General features: G+C 50.7%; 15 protein-coding genes and 1 pseudogene. 13 read left to right on the top strand and 3 right to left on the bottom strand.

What is annotated here, in order from left to right; translation table 11 throughout:
- Window positions 1-126: 126 nt before the first annotated feature.
- A complete protein-coding gene (locus KIH86_RS07520) occupies window positions 127-858 on the top strand; it encodes a hypothetical protein (protein WP_223085082.1) in 732 nt (243 codons plus the stop codon).
- A 21-nt stretch (window positions 859-879) separates the two neighbouring features.
- The gene (locus KIH86_RS07515; RefSeq protein ID WP_223085081.1) at window positions 880-1,536 is read left to right on the top strand and encodes an ABC transporter ATP-binding protein; all 657 of its coding nucleotides are present in this window, start codon (window positions 880-882) and stop codon (window positions 1,534-1,536) included.
- Between the two features lie 303 nt (window positions 1,537-1,839).
- On the opposite strand, the gene KIH86_RS07510 is transcribed toward KIH86_RS07515, so the two are convergent.
- On the bottom strand, window positions 1,840-3,168 hold the full coding sequence (locus KIH86_RS07510; protein WP_223085079.1) for an IS3 family transposase: 1,329 nt from the start codon (window positions 3,166-3,168) through the stop codon (window positions 1,840-1,842).
- Between the two features lie 831 nt (window positions 3,169-3,999).
- Here KIH86_RS07510 and KIH86_RS07505 point away from each other — a divergent pair.
- Together KIH86_RS07505 and KIH86_RS07500 are read left to right on the top strand one after the other, a co-directional pair.
- Window positions 4,000-4,774, top strand: a pseudogene (locus tag KIH86_RS07505) (IS5 family transposase).
- Window positions 4,775-5,029: 255 nt separating this feature from the next.
- A complete protein-coding gene (locus tag KIH86_RS07500; RefSeq protein WP_223085077.1) occupies window positions 5,030-6,580 on the top strand; it encodes a flavocytochrome c in 1,551 nt (516 codons plus the stop codon).
- Between the two features lie 119 nt (window positions 6,581-6,699).
- On the opposite strand, the gene KIH86_RS07495 is transcribed toward KIH86_RS07500, so the two are convergent.
- Window positions 6,700-7,926 carry an NAD(P)/FAD-dependent oxidoreductase gene (locus KIH86_RS07495; protein WP_223085075.1) on the bottom strand — a complete coding sequence of 409 codons (1,227 nt, stop codon included), beginning with the start codon at window positions 7,924-7,926 and terminating at the stop codon, window positions 6,700-6,702.
- 175 nt (window positions 7,927-8,101) lie between these two features.
- Here KIH86_RS07495 and KIH86_RS07490 point away from each other — a divergent pair, with 175 nt between their 5' ends.
- The 9 genes from KIH86_RS07490 to KIH86_RS07450 all read left to right on the top strand — a co-directional run bounded on the left by KIH86_RS07490 (window position 8,102) and on the right by KIH86_RS07450 (window position 14,445).
- Window positions 8,102-8,335 (top strand): hypothetical protein, encoded by a 234-nt coding sequence (locus KIH86_RS07490; protein ID WP_223085074.1) that lies wholly within the window; start codon window positions 8,102-8,104, stop codon window positions 8,333-8,335.
- A gap of 51 nt (window positions 8,336-8,386) precedes the next feature.
- Complete coding sequence (locus tag KIH86_RS07485; protein WP_223085072.1) at window positions 8,387-8,773, top strand: spore coat protein; 387 nt, start codon at window positions 8,387-8,389, stop codon at window positions 8,771-8,773.
- A 313-nt stretch (window positions 8,774-9,086) separates the two neighbouring features.
- Complete coding sequence (locus KIH86_RS07480) at window positions 9,087-9,587, top strand: Lrp/AsnC family transcriptional regulator (protein ID WP_223085070.1); 501 nt, start codon at window positions 9,087-9,089, stop codon at window positions 9,585-9,587.
- An 18-nt stretch (window positions 9,588-9,605) separates the two neighbouring features.
- Window positions 9,606-10,829, top strand: a complete 1,224-nt coding sequence (locus tag KIH86_RS07475; RefSeq protein ID WP_223085069.1) for an aminotransferase class I/II-fold pyridoxal phosphate-dependent enzyme — start codon at window positions 9,606-9,608, stop codon at window positions 10,827-10,829.
- 236 nt (window positions 10,830-11,065) lie between these two features.
- Window positions 11,066-11,236 (top strand): aspartyl-phosphate phosphatase Spo0E family protein, encoded by a 171-nt coding sequence (locus KIH86_RS07470; protein ID WP_235775306.1) that lies wholly within the window; start codon window positions 11,066-11,068, stop codon window positions 11,234-11,236.
- A gap of 151 nt (window positions 11,237-11,387) precedes the next feature.
- Window positions 11,388-11,951: a cob(I)yrinic acid a,c-diamide adenosyltransferase gene (locus KIH86_RS07465; RefSeq protein ID WP_223085064.1), complete on the top strand. Its 564-nt coding sequence runs from the start codon at window positions 11,388-11,390 to the stop codon at window positions 11,949-11,951.
- 1 nt (window position 11,952) lies between these two features.
- Window positions 11,953-12,936: an RluA family pseudouridine synthase gene (locus KIH86_RS07460; RefSeq protein ID WP_223085062.1), complete on the top strand. Its 984-nt coding sequence runs from the start codon at window positions 11,953-11,955 to the stop codon at window positions 12,934-12,936.
- A gap of 147 nt (window positions 12,937-13,083) precedes the next feature.
- On the top strand, window positions 13,084-13,449 hold the full coding sequence (locus KIH86_RS07455) for an arsenate reductase family protein (RefSeq protein ID WP_223085060.1): 366 nt from the start codon (window positions 13,084-13,086) through the stop codon (window positions 13,447-13,449).
- Between the two features lie 18 nt (window positions 13,450-13,467).
- On the top strand, window positions 13,468-14,445 hold the full coding sequence (locus KIH86_RS07450) for a 5'-3' exonuclease (protein WP_268964125.1): 978 nt from the start codon (window positions 13,468-13,470) through the stop codon (window positions 14,443-14,445).
- 267 nt (window positions 14,446-14,712) lie between these two features.
- Here KIH86_RS07450 and KIH86_RS07445 read toward each other — a convergent pair.
- Window positions 14,713-15,320: TetR/AcrR family transcriptional regulator (locus KIH86_RS07445; protein ID WP_223110358.1), on the bottom strand; the 608-nt coding region annotated here is incomplete at its 5' end.

Below are 15,320 nucleotides of genomic sequence, written 5' to 3'. Positions count from 1 at the left end.
ATGACATTTCCATCCAGTTATGGAACATACAACGCTATTTACCCACCCTTTTTAGTCTTGGCATTGATCCTGATCATAAGCATTTATGTAGTACCACTGCTTAAGAAATGGAGGTTTTAAAATAAAGTGTGGATAAAAGGCCGCTATGCTTATTCAGGCTATGGATTATTATGTCTACTGGGCATCTTCAGTCCTTATCTTAATCCTTGGGGGAAATCGGTTACGGTATGGGATACTTTATATCTTCGTTTTTACGGAGTGTCACTGGAAGGCGGGTTTACTTTACTGTCTTTTCTGTATTATGTTGTTGTATTTATGGGCTTTGTGTATCTGTTTCAGGTGTACGTTTCAGAATACTTATCTGGCCGTTTCTATTATGTTGCCATAAGGCACCGTTCATTGCTCCATTGGTTTGCCTCTCTAGGAATCAGAATTGCACTGAGGGCTGCCGCGTTTCTTCTTATCCTATTTGTCCTGACCGTAACCATAAGTCTGATTTCTGGTCAAACCCTTGAACCGAAAGTTACGGTACAGCCTGGTATTGATTTCAAACAAATATTATTTCAGTTTCTGCTCAATGGATGGCTTCAAATTATGAATGGGACCATGATTGTATTTATCACTGCTTGGTTGTTCAAGGATGTTTCCTATAGCCTCATAGCGCAAGGAGCCCTTGTGCTTGCGATTCTACCGATGATTAATGTTGGCTGCTGGCTGCCGGCTGGCCTCAACAGTATGGGGTATATCAGTGGACAGTGGGAGGACCAACTGAGGATTACCGGATTGCTTGCTGTGTATCTTCTTATCGAATTTAGCGTAGTTGTATATATCTTTGGAAGGAAGAACATTTCTTCATGATTAAGGGGAGGGGACGATGAGATGAAACTGATTGAATTAGTCAATGTTAGCAAGTCTTTCAAAGGGAAGGCATTGCTGAATCAGATAAACGCTTCTTTTGAACAAGGGAAAATATATGGCATCACAGGTCCGAACGGCTCGGGTAAATCTGTTTTGTTCAAATTGATTTGCGGATTTATCAAGCCAGACGGGGGGGAGATTCATATTCATCCCAAATATCGTAACAAGCATGCTGATTTTCCAAGTGACTTTGGGATTATTATCGACCGCCCAGGTTATTTAGGTGGACAGACAGGCTATGAAAATTTGAAGAAGTGGGCAGAGATACAGCACAAGATAGGTGATCAGGAGATTCAGAATACCATGCGTCTTGTTGGATTAGAGCCTGCTGCTCGGCAAAAGATGAGAAGCTATTCACTCGGAATGAAACAAAAAATAGCACTTGCTCAAGCTATTATGGAGAATCAGGAAGTATTGATTCTTGATGAGCCGTTTAATGCACTGGATATTGAGAGTGTTCAAAAAATTCGCGAATTGCTTTTGAACTACAAACAAGCCGGAAAGACCATTATTCTAACAAGTCATAATCAGGAAGACATTGATATTTTGTGTGATCAGGTTTTTCAGATTCGTGATCAAAGGTTAGAAATCATAGATTCAAAGTTAAAGGTAGAATAATGAACAGCATTTCTTATCCCCGTAACAGTAAATTACTCATTTAGGCTATGGATGATAGAAGATAGGCAGACGCCCTTGGAGTACAGTCCTTTGGAAACGATTTAGAACTGATTTCGCAGCCGCTGGGCGAAGGACTGAAAGTGTTGGAATCAAACGGGCGACTAACCGTTCAGGGCTGGGGATGGTTGTTCTGGCAGGGTGGAGGAAAAGTATCCAATACTAAATGCTATTTAAAAAGGAATGTCTCCAAAGTGATAACCATTTAAACTGGTCCCCTTGTCAAGGACACTTGAAAAAAGAGAGTTAAGCGACCGACAGAAGATGATTCCTGTATTGTACAGGGGTCATCTTTTTTCGTCCCCATTGATATCTGTGATGGTTGTAGTCGTGTATGTAGCGGTCGATTTCAAACTGAAGTTCTTCCAAAGTGGAGCAGTTACGACTAACGATGTGATCTTTCATGTGGCCGAAGAAAGACTCTTGCGGGGCGTTGTCCCAACAGTTTCCACGCCTGGACATAGACTGGCCCAGTTTCTTCTTCTTCAGCAGTTCCTGATACTGGGGGCTCGTGTAGTGACCGCCTTGATCGGAATGGATAAAGGCATCCTTATGTAACTTCAAGCGTCGTTGCTTCATGAGATTCTCAATCGTATCCGTTGCTAAGGGCATGGAAAGGCTCTTGGAGAGGTTGTACGCGAGTAACTCTCCGGTGGAACCATCCAGAATGGTGGATAGGTACGCCATCTCCGACCGGCCATACGGAAGGTAAGTGATGTCGGTGAGCAGCACAAGACCCGGAATTCCCTTCTTGAAATCGCGTTGGAGCTTATTGGGGACGACTCGATGTTCTTGAGTCGCATTGGCCATTTGCCGGTAAGGATTGGGTTTTCGGTGAGGACAAACGAGGTTTAGATTCCGCATGTGGCGGCGAATCCGTTTCCGGTTGTAGATGATGTCGAAGTCATGTTCCAGGACCATTTTGATTGAGCGAGCGCCCTTTTTAAAGCCTCTTCTACAGAACGCCTTCTTGACTAACTCGCCCACCTCTGCGTCCAATCGGGCTCGCTTTATGCGGGAATCTGCGGCCTTAAGATAGCTGTAGTACCCCGAGCGTGAGACGTTAAGCAGCTCGCATAGATAATGCGTCATTCGCTTGAATCCTTGCTCTACGGCGTCATGAATAAGTTCAAACAGCTTATTCTTGCTTAGGTTTCTTCCCTTGGCTACCAGCCACCTTTCTTTCGTGTCGGCTTTTTTTAACAGTTCAAGTTGAGATTCCAGAAGTTTAATTCGTGCATCCTGCTTCGCGATGATCTCTTCTGGTGTCCTTTCTCGACTAAGCGAACGTCCTGAGGATTCTTTACGGGAATCCGCCAGACCAATGATTCCGCCCCGTTCATAAGCTTTTTTCCAACGGTCCGCACTCTGTTCGACACGCTTCATTCCTAGAATTTCTACATCGAACCCTTGGTCTATGAAAATCTCTCTTGGCGTCTTGCCCTCCATATATTGATCTATGAATAACCGTTTGAACTCATCTGAGTAAGTAACGGCTTTGTCGCTTATTTTCGTGATGTACTTGTTCTTTGAGAGTTGATCTTGTTCTGCCTTGGAAAAAAGTTTTTTACTCATAGTGCCCTCCCTTGATGCTAATACCAGTATACAAAATGGCCCCCACAGCCTAAACACTTTTTTTCAAGTGTCCAGTCTATGGGGACCAGTTTAATTTGGGATACCTCTTTTTTTGAGCAAGATAGGTGTGAGCACCTATTGTGAATGCTCTATCTTATTCTTATAACTCGTTAGAAACACTGTGCTTTTTAAAGGTTTTTTACTGCATTTTGTTGGTGAATATACTTTCAGAGTGCTAGGCCTCTGCTATGTGCCTGTGTATTAATTCGCGCCATTGAATAGAATCATCTCTTGTACGTCGTTTAAGGTGCAGAAAATCCAAGAGAAGCTTGTCATCCACGAAGTGCCGGATATGATAGAGCACGGGTTTAGTAAAATACAGAGGTGGCTTCCACTATTCAAAAAGATTGTTCCAATGACCTTGGTGTGTTAACGTTTTTCTCTCCTGCATGATTCGCGGAGCACAATTGTTCTCCTTTCCACATAAATGGTAAGCGGCACTTTTACGCGCTCGGACAGCATGAGCAAGTCGGGTATATGAACAAGTAAGAAACCAAGGATTACATTGGTATGGGGGGATTAAGTTGTCTTCTTCCATCAACTTTTTCTCAGGAAACGGCAACGTAAGTGAAGTCATACTAGACTCGTGAAGCAGCCTTACTCCCTACGATGTAGAGTTCAGCTTTTTTGCAAATGCCGTCAACTGTACTCTGTAGTTCTTTTCCAGTCCTCTCCCTGACTCTGGAGTTGACCGACTGTAGACTTTAGAACGTGTCTGAAAACTAAAGAATAATGTGGTAAGATTTGAGGAAAACGAATGGAGCATCAAGCATGATTCAAAGACGGTACGAAATAAGCGATGAACAGTGGGAACAAATTAAGGGCATGTTTCCATCCTGCAAAACAGGACGTCCGTCAAATTAAGTGATCGAACCATGTTTAATGCTATTCTGTGGATCGCTCGAAGTGGTGCAGCCTGGCGTGATCTACCGGAAGAACGTTACGGTTCATGGAAAACGACTTACAGTCGTTTCTGCAAATGGAGAGGTACAGGATTACTTGTCGCCATCTTCCAAGCGCTTCACGTAGAATCTGATTTTGATAACTTGAGCATCGATTCTACATCGTTTAAAGCCCATCAACACAGTGCCGATGTTAAAAAAACGCAGAAGGCCACGAAGTAAATCAGCATATTGGCATCAGTCGTGGTGGAAATACAACCAAACCTCATACCGTCGTCGATGGATTAGGAAATCCCCTCGCTTTTCTTCTGACAGGTGGTCAAGTCTATGATTCCGTACCAGCGATCGATTTACTTAAAGGATTTGATATTGCAGGAAGTCATATTCTTGGCGACAAAGTCTATGGCTCAGAGGCGATTCGAAATTGGATTACGGCTAAGCAAGCATCCTAGACCATTCCATCTAAGGCGAATAATCAACATCCATGAAAAGTCGATTGGTATCGGTACAAAGAAAGTCACTTGGTTGAGTGCTTTTTCAATAAAATCAAGCATTTTCGCCGCGTGGCAACTCGTTATGACAAACTGGCAAAATCATTCTTGTCGTTTGTATACATAGCTGCCATTTTCAAATTGACTCATTGATGAGTTTTCAGACACAACCTAGATAATTCCAGAAGTTTCAGCATGCTCATCCATAGGTACAACTCCATCATAGAGAGTCCGCGTACGGAGCGGACTCTTTGCCTATGCCATCCTGCAAGAACGTGCAACCGCTACAGCAGCATAATCCAGTTACTTTAGTTACTTAATAGTTTCTTTAATTTCTTAAGCTTCCACGAACAATGCCTTTGCCCCTATGATTGTTGTGAAATAATGCACAAGGGGGCAGGTCTCATCATGAAAAAGAGAACAGCGACAGCGCTTATCCTCATTCTCTCGGTTATGCTTGTAATCGCGGGATGCGGCAACAGCAGCACGAACAGCAGCGCCAAGGAAAGCGCGAGTCCTGAGAGTACGGCCACGGCCAGCAGCGGAGCGGAGAAGACCGAAGCGGTATCCGGCGCGTCCGAAACAAGCTATACGCCGATTGACCAATTGAAGGACAAATACGATATTATCATTGTCGGCGCAGGCGGGGCCGGAATGACAGCAGCGCTTGAAGCGAAAGCCGCCGGTGCGAACCCGGTTATTTTCGAGAAAATGCCGGTGGCCGGCGGGAATACAACCAAATCCTCGTCCGGGATGAACGCGTCCGAGACGAAGTTCCAGAAAGAGCAGGGCATCGAAGACAGCAATGATCTATTCTATGAAGAGACCTTGAAAGGCGGACACGGCACGAACGACAAGGCGATGCTCCGTTTCTTCGTGGACAATTCTGCGGCTGCGATCGATTGGCTGGATTCCATCGGCATCCGGCTGAACAATATCACGATAACGGGCGGCATGAACGAGAAGCGTACACATCGTCCGGAAGACGGTTCCGCAGTCGGTCAGTATCTCGTTAAAGGATTGACGAAGAATGTGCAGGAGCAAGGCATTCCTGTTTTTGTGAATGCAGATGTGAAAGAAATCACACAACAGGATGGCAAAGTGACCGGCGTGAAGGTTCTCTTCAATCAGGCGGATGAAAAGACGATAACGGGCAGCGCGGTTGTAGTTACAACCGGCGGATTCGGCGCCAACAAGGACATGATCGCCGAAGTCAGACCCGATCTGGAAGGCTATGTGACGACGAACCAGATTGGCAGCACCGGCGACGGCATCAAGATGATTGAGGCACTCGGCGGAACGACCGTCGATATGGACCAGATCCAGGTTCACCCGACGGTACAGCAGGAGAAATCGTACCTGATCGGCGAAGCAGTGCGCGGAGAGGGAGCCATCCTCGTGTCCGGTGAAGCCAAGCGTTTCGTTAACGAACTGGATACGCGCGACAAGGTAACAGCAGCAATAAATTCGCTTCCCGAGAAATCGGCTTATCTCGTATTCGATTCCGGCGTCAAATCCAGAGCCAAAGCGATTGAGCAGTATGAAAAAATGGGCTTCGTTCTCAAGGGAGATACGATCGAAGCTCTGGCGCAGGCCATGAATGTTCCGGCTGACCAGCTTAAGTCGACTCTGGACACATGGAACACCAGTGTTAAGAGCAAGAAGGACGCGGAGTTCGGCAGAACAACAGGGATCGACAATGACTTGTCCGCCGCTCCGTATTACGCGATCAAGATCGGCCCCGGCATTCATTACACGATGGGCGGCGTGAAGATCAACACGAACACGGAAGTTCTGAATAAAGCAGGCCAGCCGATTCCCGGGCTGTTCGCGGCAGGTGAAGTAACAGGCGGACTGCATGGCCAGAACCGGATCGGCGGCAACTCCGTCGCGGAGATTATTATTTTCGGCCGTCAAGCTGGTATCAAATCCGCCGAATTTGTTAAAGCCAATCCATAATTTCCTTCACTGGTTCTCTATAAATACAGTGCAGCACAAAAAGCTTGGGCTATACAGCTCAAGCTTTATTTGCATTGGCGCCGCTAGCCGGGCGGCGGGACTGGATCGCCTCGCCTTGCCTATGGCGAAGGCTTCGCCGTCCGCGTCAGCGAGAACAGCTCAAGCCCTTGACTGGAACCGGAGCGGCCAGCCAGTTCATCTTCCAGCAGCCGGGCGGCAATCATGCTGTAGACCGTTCCGTTCCCCCCGTAGCCCTCCACAAAGAAGCATCGGGGGAAGCGGGGATGAGGCCCAATCAGCGGCAGTCCGTCATGGGTAGTGCCGAACACGGCTCCCCATTGATATTCAGGCCGTATGCCCGCTGTCTCCGGAAAGAGCTTCACGACTTCATTCATCAGCTCGCTGCATTGGGAGAGCATCCGGGCTTCACGCCGCTGAGGTTCGTTCATCGGCTCGTCCCGGCCTCCTGCCACGATCCGGTTATCGGCCGTCAGGCGGAAGTACAGATACGGTCTGGCCGTTTCCCAGATCAGGGCGTCTTCATGCCATTTGAGGTCTATCTGCAGCGGAGGCGTCGCAATGGCATAGGTGTTGATGAGCTCGGCGCCCCTGTCCTTCTTCCATTCCTGTGTCTCATAGCCAAGCGCGAAAATCACATGTTTGGCCCGGATCGTTCCGCAACGGGTATAGCAGATCACTTCTTCGCTTCCGTAATCGCAATGAAGCGCTTCGGTGTGTTCATACACGCCGGCTCCGTGCTCCGCCGCTCTGGCGATCAAGCTGTGAACCATCCGGTAAGGATTGCACTCCGCGTCGTCCTTGCTGTAGAGGGCTGCCGGTTTGGTAAAGGAGAATTGCGAAGCAATCTCTTGCTCATCCCGCCACTCGTATCGGAAGCCGTTCTGAACCAGTGTCTCGTACTCGGTCCTAAGCCTTCCGACATCTTCTTCCGAGGAGGCATAATACAGACTGGACCGCCTGTATATATGAGGATCGATATTAAGATCGTCCGGCAGGGCAAGAATATCGTCAACGCCCTGCCGGCAGAGCCGGTAGAACAGCAGTCCCTGCTGCCGGCCGAAGGTATTCATGCAGGCGGTCAGCGACTTGTCGCTCAACATCTGCAGCAGTCCCGTGTTGGCATGGGTGCTGCCCCCGGCGATCTTTCGCTTGTCGATCAACACGGTATCTACGCCGGCCCGGGACAGGCGGTAGGCGGAGATTGCACCGCCCACGCCGCCTCCGATGATAAGGCATTCGCAGCTCAGTTCTTTTTCAAGGACCGGGTATACGGGCGCTTCCGGCAGCGTGAATGGCCAGGGCGTACTTCCGCTGATCAAATTCATGGTGATCGCTCCTTTAATCTTCTGGAATCCGTAGTATCAGTGAGGATGATCAGGTTTATGCGGGCATGAAGGATGAAATTGCCGCAGGCAGACTTGCGAAAATCTGCACATAAGGCGGGCGCTCCGGTTACATACTAAGCAGGATTGGACATTCACCCTGAAAGGAATGAACATGATGCAATCGAATCAAATGCAGCCTTTGTCCGGCAAAGAACTGGCGTATATTTCGGATTCTATTTCCAATGAAGAGATGCTAATCAAGCAATATGCGGCCACTGCCGGCGTCACTCAGAACCAGACGGTCCGCCAGCTGTGCCAGCAGCAAGTCCAGAGCCATACCCATCATATGGGCATGCTGATTCAACTGCTGCAGCAGCATCAGGAATACGCGCCTACACAGCCCCAATAACCTTCGGGAACAGAACATTCGCCATTTCCACATTTTGAGGAGGTAACCCAATTGTACGCACAGAACAGCAACTCTTTTATGCAGGACGACGATCTGCTGAATGTGATTCTGGCCGACCTGAAACGGACGGTAAGAGAGTATACGACTGCCGCCACCGAATCGAATTGCCCGTCTGTCCGCCGCACCTTTAACGATCTGACGATGGACACCCTGCGTCTTCAGGGCGACCTGTACACGCAGATGAAGCAGATGAATATGTACCAAACCCCTTCCAAGGCTCTTCGCCAGGATGTGGATAAGGAGATCCAGAACGCGCATCAGACTTATCAGCAGACCCAGCAGTTTATCCAGCAGAAAACGGGCGGAGCGGGCGCTTACGGCGCTTCCCAGGATGCATTCCGCCGCCAGAACGACGCTCAGCATCCTTACTATATGTAACCCGCCCTCTTCTATTAAGAAGCAGGGGCCCTTTGAGCGGCAACACGCCAACGGCATCCGTACAGTGTACGGGTGCCGTTTTTTTGGAGGAAGAGAGATGCCAGGAAGCTCGTGAAGGATGCATATACGCCAATTTTCTGCGGACGGGAGAACCACACCTAATGGTAAAAAGGAGGGAAGTGGTCGGACGTTTTTGTTTGCAGATCTGACTTTTTCGTGTCATATTAGTTATAAACTCTTTTGAAGCAAATTCATTCGCGGAACGCCCGGGAAGCACCGGGGACGTTCCAACGCGAGATCCCGGAGGGAAGAGATGGAACAGGTGAACGAGTTGAAGCGGAAGGTGCTGGAGCTCCTTAAAGAGGACGCGAGAAGAACGACAGAGCTTATGGCGACGCTTCTCGGAGTCCAGGAGGATGAAGTCAAATCCGCGATTGAGCAGATGGAGCGGGATCATGTGATCGTGAAGTATGCGACCGTGGTCAATTGGGATAAAGTGGACGATGAACGGGTAACGGCCCTCATTGAAGTGCAAATTACGCCCGAGCGCGGCCGCGGATTCGAGGGAATTGCCGAACGCATCTATATGTACCCCCAGGTGAAATCGGTCTATCTGATGTCCGGCGCCTATGATCTTCTGGTAGAAGTGGAAGGCCGGAATCTGCGGGAAGTGGCGAATTTCGTCTCCGAGAAGCTCTCGCCGATTGATTCCGTACTGTCGACCAAGACGAATTTTACACTCAAAAAATACAAACAAGACGGGATCATTTTCGAAGATCACGAAGAAGATAACCGACTGATGATCTCCCCGTAAAGGAAGAGATGAGACGATATGATAACCAATAAACCGCAGCAGGCCGAAGACCGGAGCAGACCGATGTCTTCCTACCTCTCTCCGCTTGTCCAGCAGATTCAGCCGTCCGGCATCCGCAGATTTTTTGATCTGGCCGCCGGCAGCAAGGATATCATTTCTCTGGGTGTCGGCGAGCCCGACTTCAAGACGCCGTGGCATGTCCGGGAAGCCTGTGTGTATTCGCTGGAGCGCGGCTTCACCGGTTATACCTCCAACGCGGGGATGCCCGAGCTTCGGGAGAGCATTGCGGGCTACCTCCAAGACCGATTCGACTTGTCCTATGATCCGGGCAACCAGATTATCGCGACGGTGGGCGGCAGCGAGGCGATCGATCTGGCGCTCCGGGCTCTCATTTCGCCGGGCGACGAGATTCTGATCCCCGAGCCCTGCTATATTTCCTATTCTCCGATCACCGCGATCGGGGGAGGAGTTCCTGTGGGCATCGAAACCTTCGGCAAGGACCGGTTCAAGCTGACGGCGGAGGGGCTCGAAGCCAAAATCACGCCGCGTTCAAAGATCCTGATTCTCTGTTATCCCAGCAATCCGACAGGCGCGATTATGACCCGGGAAGATTGGGAGCCGATCGCCAAAGTGGTCGAGAAGCATGACCTGATCGTCATTTCCGACGAGATTTACGCCGAGCTGACTTATGGAACCAATCACGTCAGCTTTGCCTCTCTGCCCGGCATGATGGACCGTACGATTCTGGTCAGCGGCTTCTCCAAGGCATTCGCCATGACGGGCTGGCGTATGGGCTATGCGTGCGGGCATCCCGATTTGATCGCGGCAATGCTCAAGATCCATCAGTATACGGTTATGTGCGCGCCTTCCATGGGGCAGGTCGCCGCGCTTGAAGCGCTGACGAACGGCATGGAGGAGAAGGACCGTATGGTGGACTCGTACAACCAGCGGCGCCGGCTTATTGTGAAGGGATTGCGCGATGCGGGCCTTGAATGCCATGAGCCGCAGGGCGCGTTCTATGCTTTCCCGAGCATTGCCGGAACGGGTCTCACATCCGATGAATTCGCCCAGCGTCTGCTGCTGGAATACCGCGTGGCCGCCGTTCCCGGAAGCGTGTTCGGACTGGGGGGCGAAGGGTATCTACGCTGTTCCTACGCCACATCCGTCAGCCAGTTGAACGAAGCGCTTGAACGAATCGGCACGTTCGTTAAGCAGCTGCGGCGAGAACGGGAAAATTCGTAAAATGCGAAAAATGTCAACTTTTTCTGGGATTTATTGATATTAAAGATAGCAAACTGTCTTGTTATATGGTATAATTTAACTCTGAATACAGATTATTATTTGACTGGTTTCGATCTGTGCCAAGCGCTCCGCACTACATGATAGGGGGGATGAAGGTGCTACGTACCGAATACTACCTATGTTCTTTAGGCGGAAACCGCAATCCTGAGAGCGGGAAAGCCTCCGCCAGGGATGACATCACTTCGAAAGGTCCCTCCCTTGAAGAGGAAATATTCATTCTCCGCAGCCGCATGGAGCAGCTGTTTCTGCAGGAGAAGTCATTCACCTCGGACAATGTCGTGGAGATCAGCAGCAAGCTGGATATGAAGATCAATGAGTATATGAAGATGCGTTCCCCCCGGAAGTAGGGAGGGAGAGTGGCGGGGTCCTTGCGGACCCCTTTTTTGCGTGATGAAAGAGGGCCTTTCGGAGTCTGGTAAGAACAGGCGGCCTTACAAGCGGCTGTGAATATGGTACAGTAGAGATACATGACATTTTGAGCAGCCGGGAGGAATGACAGTGGCAATCTACACGCGCAGCGGCGATAAAGGCGAAACCTCGGTCATTGGAGGCCGGATCTGGAAGGATGATATTCGGGTCGAGGCATACGGCACCATTGACGAGCTGAACGGTTTTGTCGGACAGGCGAGAAGCCTGCTTCAGGGGGAGGCTATGGCTGATTTGGCCGAGCAGCTGCTGGAGATCCAGCATGAGCTGTTCGACTGCGGCTCGGACCTGGCTTATGTAAGCCTGGATCAGTCCAAATACAAGGTAACCGGCGAAATGACGGAACGGCTGGAGAGCTGGATTGATCGTCTTCAGGAGGAGAATCCGCCTATCGAGCGCTTCATTCTGCCTGGAGGCAGCGAGCCAGCCGCCGTGTTGCATGTATGCCGAACGGTGTGCCGTCGGGCAGAGCGCCGGACCGTTACGCTAGGCCGATCTACGGAGATCAATGGCGAGGCAGTCGTCTATCTGAACAGGCTGTCGGATTATTTCTTCGCATTGGCCCGGACGGTCAACACACGGCTTGGGCAGCCGGACATCGAATATATCCGGGGAGCGAAGGTGTTCCGGGGCTGACATGACGACATATTACCCGCCGTTATCTTATATTGTTCCGGAGGCGGACGACGGCATGCTGCTGAAGACCGTTCTGCAGAAGCGGATGGACATCTCGCGCAAGCTGCTGTCCCGTCTCAAGCTTACCGAACGGGGTATTACCCTGAACGGAGAACGGGTCTATATCAGTGTGCATGTCCGTGCCGGAGATCTGGTAGAAATCCGGATGGAGACGGAGGTCTCGGAGGATATTCTGCCGGAGCCGATTCCGTTCGACATCCTGTATGAGGATGACCATCTGCTGGTTGTCAACAAGCCGGCCGGCATGATCGTGCATCCCACCCATGGCCATTATACCGGCACGTTGGCCAATGGAGTGGTTCATTACTGGGCGCAGCGAGGGGACCGTTACCGCTTCCGGCCCATTCACCGGCTGGACCAGGAGACCTCGGGCGTCCTAGCAATCGCCAAAAATGCGTACAGCCACCAGTATATCTCGGAGCAGATGCCGACCGGCGGCGTGGATAAAATCTATGCCGCGATCGTGCATGGCGTTCCCTCGCCGGAGCAGGGCGAGATTGACGGGCCGATCGACCGGGACCCGGCCGAGCCGCATCGGCGTATCGTTACGCCGGACGGCTATCCGTCGCTGACCCGCTATGAGGTGAAGGAGCGGTTCGGGGCCGCTTCGCTGGTGGAGCTCAAGCTGCTCACCGGGCGTACCCACCAGATCCGGGTGCATATGACCTCGATCGGCCATCCGCTGATCGGCGACCGGATGTACCGGCACCCGCTGTATGAAGCGGATCGTTCCGGAAGCGGTCCCGGCGCGGCGAACGAGCTTGCACGGGTGGCGGAGCTGGACGAATATATCGGCCGGCAAGCGCTGCACGCGGCGCGGCTGTCCTTCACGCATCCGGTGCTTCGCGCGAGGATGACGTTCGAGGCTCCGCTGCCGCAGGATATGCTGGCGCTCGAAGCTCGGCTTCAGGTAACCGAAGCCTGAAGCATTCGTGAGCTTGAAGATGATTCGGAGCAACGAAGCATGAAGCATACGCGGGCTCTAAGATGAGAAGCGGATGCGGGCCTCAATTGAATAAAAGATTGAAATTACGGGAAGATCGAACCGGACTTATAAGGAGAACACCGAACGATGAGTCAATTAGTTGTGTATCATTACCCGAATTGCGGCACCTGCCGCAAGGCGGTGAAATGGCTGCGGGAGAACGGGCATGAGCTGGAGCTTCGCCATATTGCCGAGCAGCCGCCCGGTGCGGACGAGCTGAGACAGCTTGTGAAATTAAGCGGGCTGGAGCTGAAAAAGTTTTTTAATACGAGCGGAGACGTCTACAAGCGGGAGAATCTGAAGGAGAAGCTGCCTGCCCTGAGCGAGCAGGAGCAGCTCGATCTGCTGGCGTCGAACGGCATGCTGATCAAGCGGCCGGTCGTAATCTCGGGAGATAAGGTGACGGTGGGCTTCAAGGAAGACCTGTATGAGGAAAACTGGGGACGCAAGTAGAGAGGGGGAGAAGTTGAAGTGACTGAGGTTGAAGTAACTGAAGTGGACAAAGGGCGCATCCTGATTGTGGACGGAATGGCGCTGCTGTTCCGGGCCTATTACGCAACCGCCTATGGCGGATATATCCGTAAGACGAAGGCGGGGCTGCCAACGAATGCAGTATACGGCATGCTGCAGTACTTCTTCGATGCCGTAGCCGAATTCGAGCCTTCTCATGTGGTGTGCTGCTGGGATTTGGGCAAGAGCACGTTCCGGACGGAGAAATTCGACGGCTACAAATCGAATCGCGCGGAGCCGCCTCTCGAAATGCTTCCGCAGTTCGATCTTGCGAAGGAAGTGATTGCTGAGCTTGGCGTACCGAACATCGGCATTCCAGGCTTCGAGGCGGATGACTGTATCGGCACGCTCGCATCCTGCTTCAGCCAGGAATCCGAGGTGCTCATTCTGACCGGCGATCACGATATGCTGCAGCTTGTCACCGACCAGGTCCGCGTTGTCATTATGAAGAAAGGCCGTTCCAACTACAAAGTCTATGACCCTCAGGTGCTGTTGGAGGAAAAAGGTCTGACGCCATCCCAGATTGTCGATCTGAAGGGCTTCATGGGCGATACGAGTGACAATTATCCCGGCGTCAAGGGGATTGGTGAGAAGACGGCGCTCAAGCTGCTGACTGAATACGGCACGGTGGAAGGCGTCATCGAGAATCTGGACCTGCTGCCGAAAGGGGTCCGTACCAAGATCGAGGCCGATCTGGATATGCTGCATCTCTCCCGGGAGCTGGCCGAGATTCGCTGCGACGTGCCGCTTGCTTGTACGCTGACGGAATGCTTGTGGGAAATTCAGCGGGAATCGGCCGAAAGAAAGTTCAATGAGCTGGAGTTCGGCAGCTTGATGTACCTGATTGCAGCAGCCAAGGAAGAAGAAGCCGTCGAGCAGGGCATTGTGGAAATTGTGTTTCCCGGGGATGATTCGGGAGAGGCTGATCCTTTTGCCTGAGGGCATTCCGGGCTGCCGGAGAAGATGAAAGGGCCATGACGGCTGAGCTAACTGTTGCCGGGTGATAATCTGTATCTGATGAAAGTTCAAGAGCGCACCGCTGCCGGAAACCCCGCGGTGGTGCGCTAACTGTCTGTAATGTTAGCAAACAGGCATATCTGTAAGCGCGTCATTCAGAACAACGCCGGTACTCCTCATACTCCGAGGGGCACGGCGTTTTTTTGGCAGCTTCTTCATCAGCCCATCAATAGCATGAACAACCCCTCATTAGGCACGAAAAATATCAATTAATAAATTCAGATTGAAATTGACAAATTCCTCTTGATCAAGTGAAAAATGTGCTGTGAAGGTTCTACCGGCTATGGAGAGTTGGTGGAAAAAACCGGTTATTATAAATTCCGCAGAATAAGTAACCTTCATCGTATCCAGATCTGAACGGATACTCCCGTCTGCTCTCCCCTCATCAATCACCTTGGCAACCTCTTGTGACATTAATTCGTTGATTTTATTGAATTCTTGCTGCTTAATTGAATTTTCTTTCTTTGATTTAACATATCCAACATAGTTCATCAACTCGAAGGTACGGGGAAAATCCTGATAAAATCGATAATAAGCAGAACCCAAAAGCTGAAGCTTTTCAAATCCTGTGCTCCCATTTCCTATTTCTTCATGAAAGTAGCCTAAGAGTCGCTGGAATCCCCTAAGTACGACCGCAAAATAGAGATCTTCTTTATCGGCAAAATATTGATATACCGTCTTTCTGGTAAATTGGGCCTCTTTAGCTATTTCCTCCATTGAAGCTCCGCTATAACCTACATCGGCAAATATCTTTTCTGCCGCATTTAGGATGTCTTCTTCTCTTGTCTGTTTTTCTT

The organism is Paenibacillus sinensis (assembly GCF_019904155.1).
In the GTDB taxonomy this organism is placed as follows: Bacteria; Bacillota; Bacilli; order Paenibacillales; family Paenibacillaceae; genus Paenibacillus_AQ; species Paenibacillus_AQ sinensis.
The sequence above is the reverse complement of the archived record's forward strand: the minus strand, read 5'-3'. Positions and strand labels throughout refer to the sequence as shown.

Coding starts and splice junctions, on each gene's coding strand:
- KIH86_RS07460 (WP_223085062.1), top strand. CDS start 11,953: ATGACGACATATTACCCGCCGTTATCTTATATTGTTCCGGAGGCGGAC.
- KIH86_RS07500 (WP_223085077.1), top strand. CDS start 5,030: ATGAAAAAGAGAACAGCGACAGCGCTTATCCTCATTCTCTCGGTTATG.
- KIH86_RS07475 (WP_223085069.1), top strand. CDS start 9,606: ATGATAACCAATAAACCGCAGCAGGCCGAAGACCGGAGCAGACCGATG.
- KIH86_RS07495 (WP_223085075.1), bottom strand. CDS start 7,926: ATGAATTTGATCAGCGGAAGTACGCCCTGGCCATTCACGCTGCCGGAA.
- KIH86_RS07480 (WP_223085070.1), top strand. CDS start 9,087: ATGGAACAGGTGAACGAGTTGAAGCGGAAGGTGCTGGAGCTCCTTAAA.
- KIH86_RS07490 (WP_223085074.1), top strand. CDS start 8,102: ATGCAATCGAATCAAATGCAGCCTTTGTCCGGCAAAGAACTGGCGTAT.
- KIH86_RS07510 (WP_223085079.1), bottom strand. CDS start 3,168: ATGAGTAAAAAACTTTTTTCCAAGGCAGAACAAGATCAACTCTCAAAG.
- KIH86_RS07455 (WP_223085060.1), top strand. CDS start 13,084: ATGAGTCAATTAGTTGTGTATCATTACCCGAATTGCGGCACCTGCCGC.
- KIH86_RS07515 (WP_223085081.1), top strand. CDS start 880: ATGAAACTGATTGAATTAGTCAATGTTAGCAAGTCTTTCAAAGGGAAG.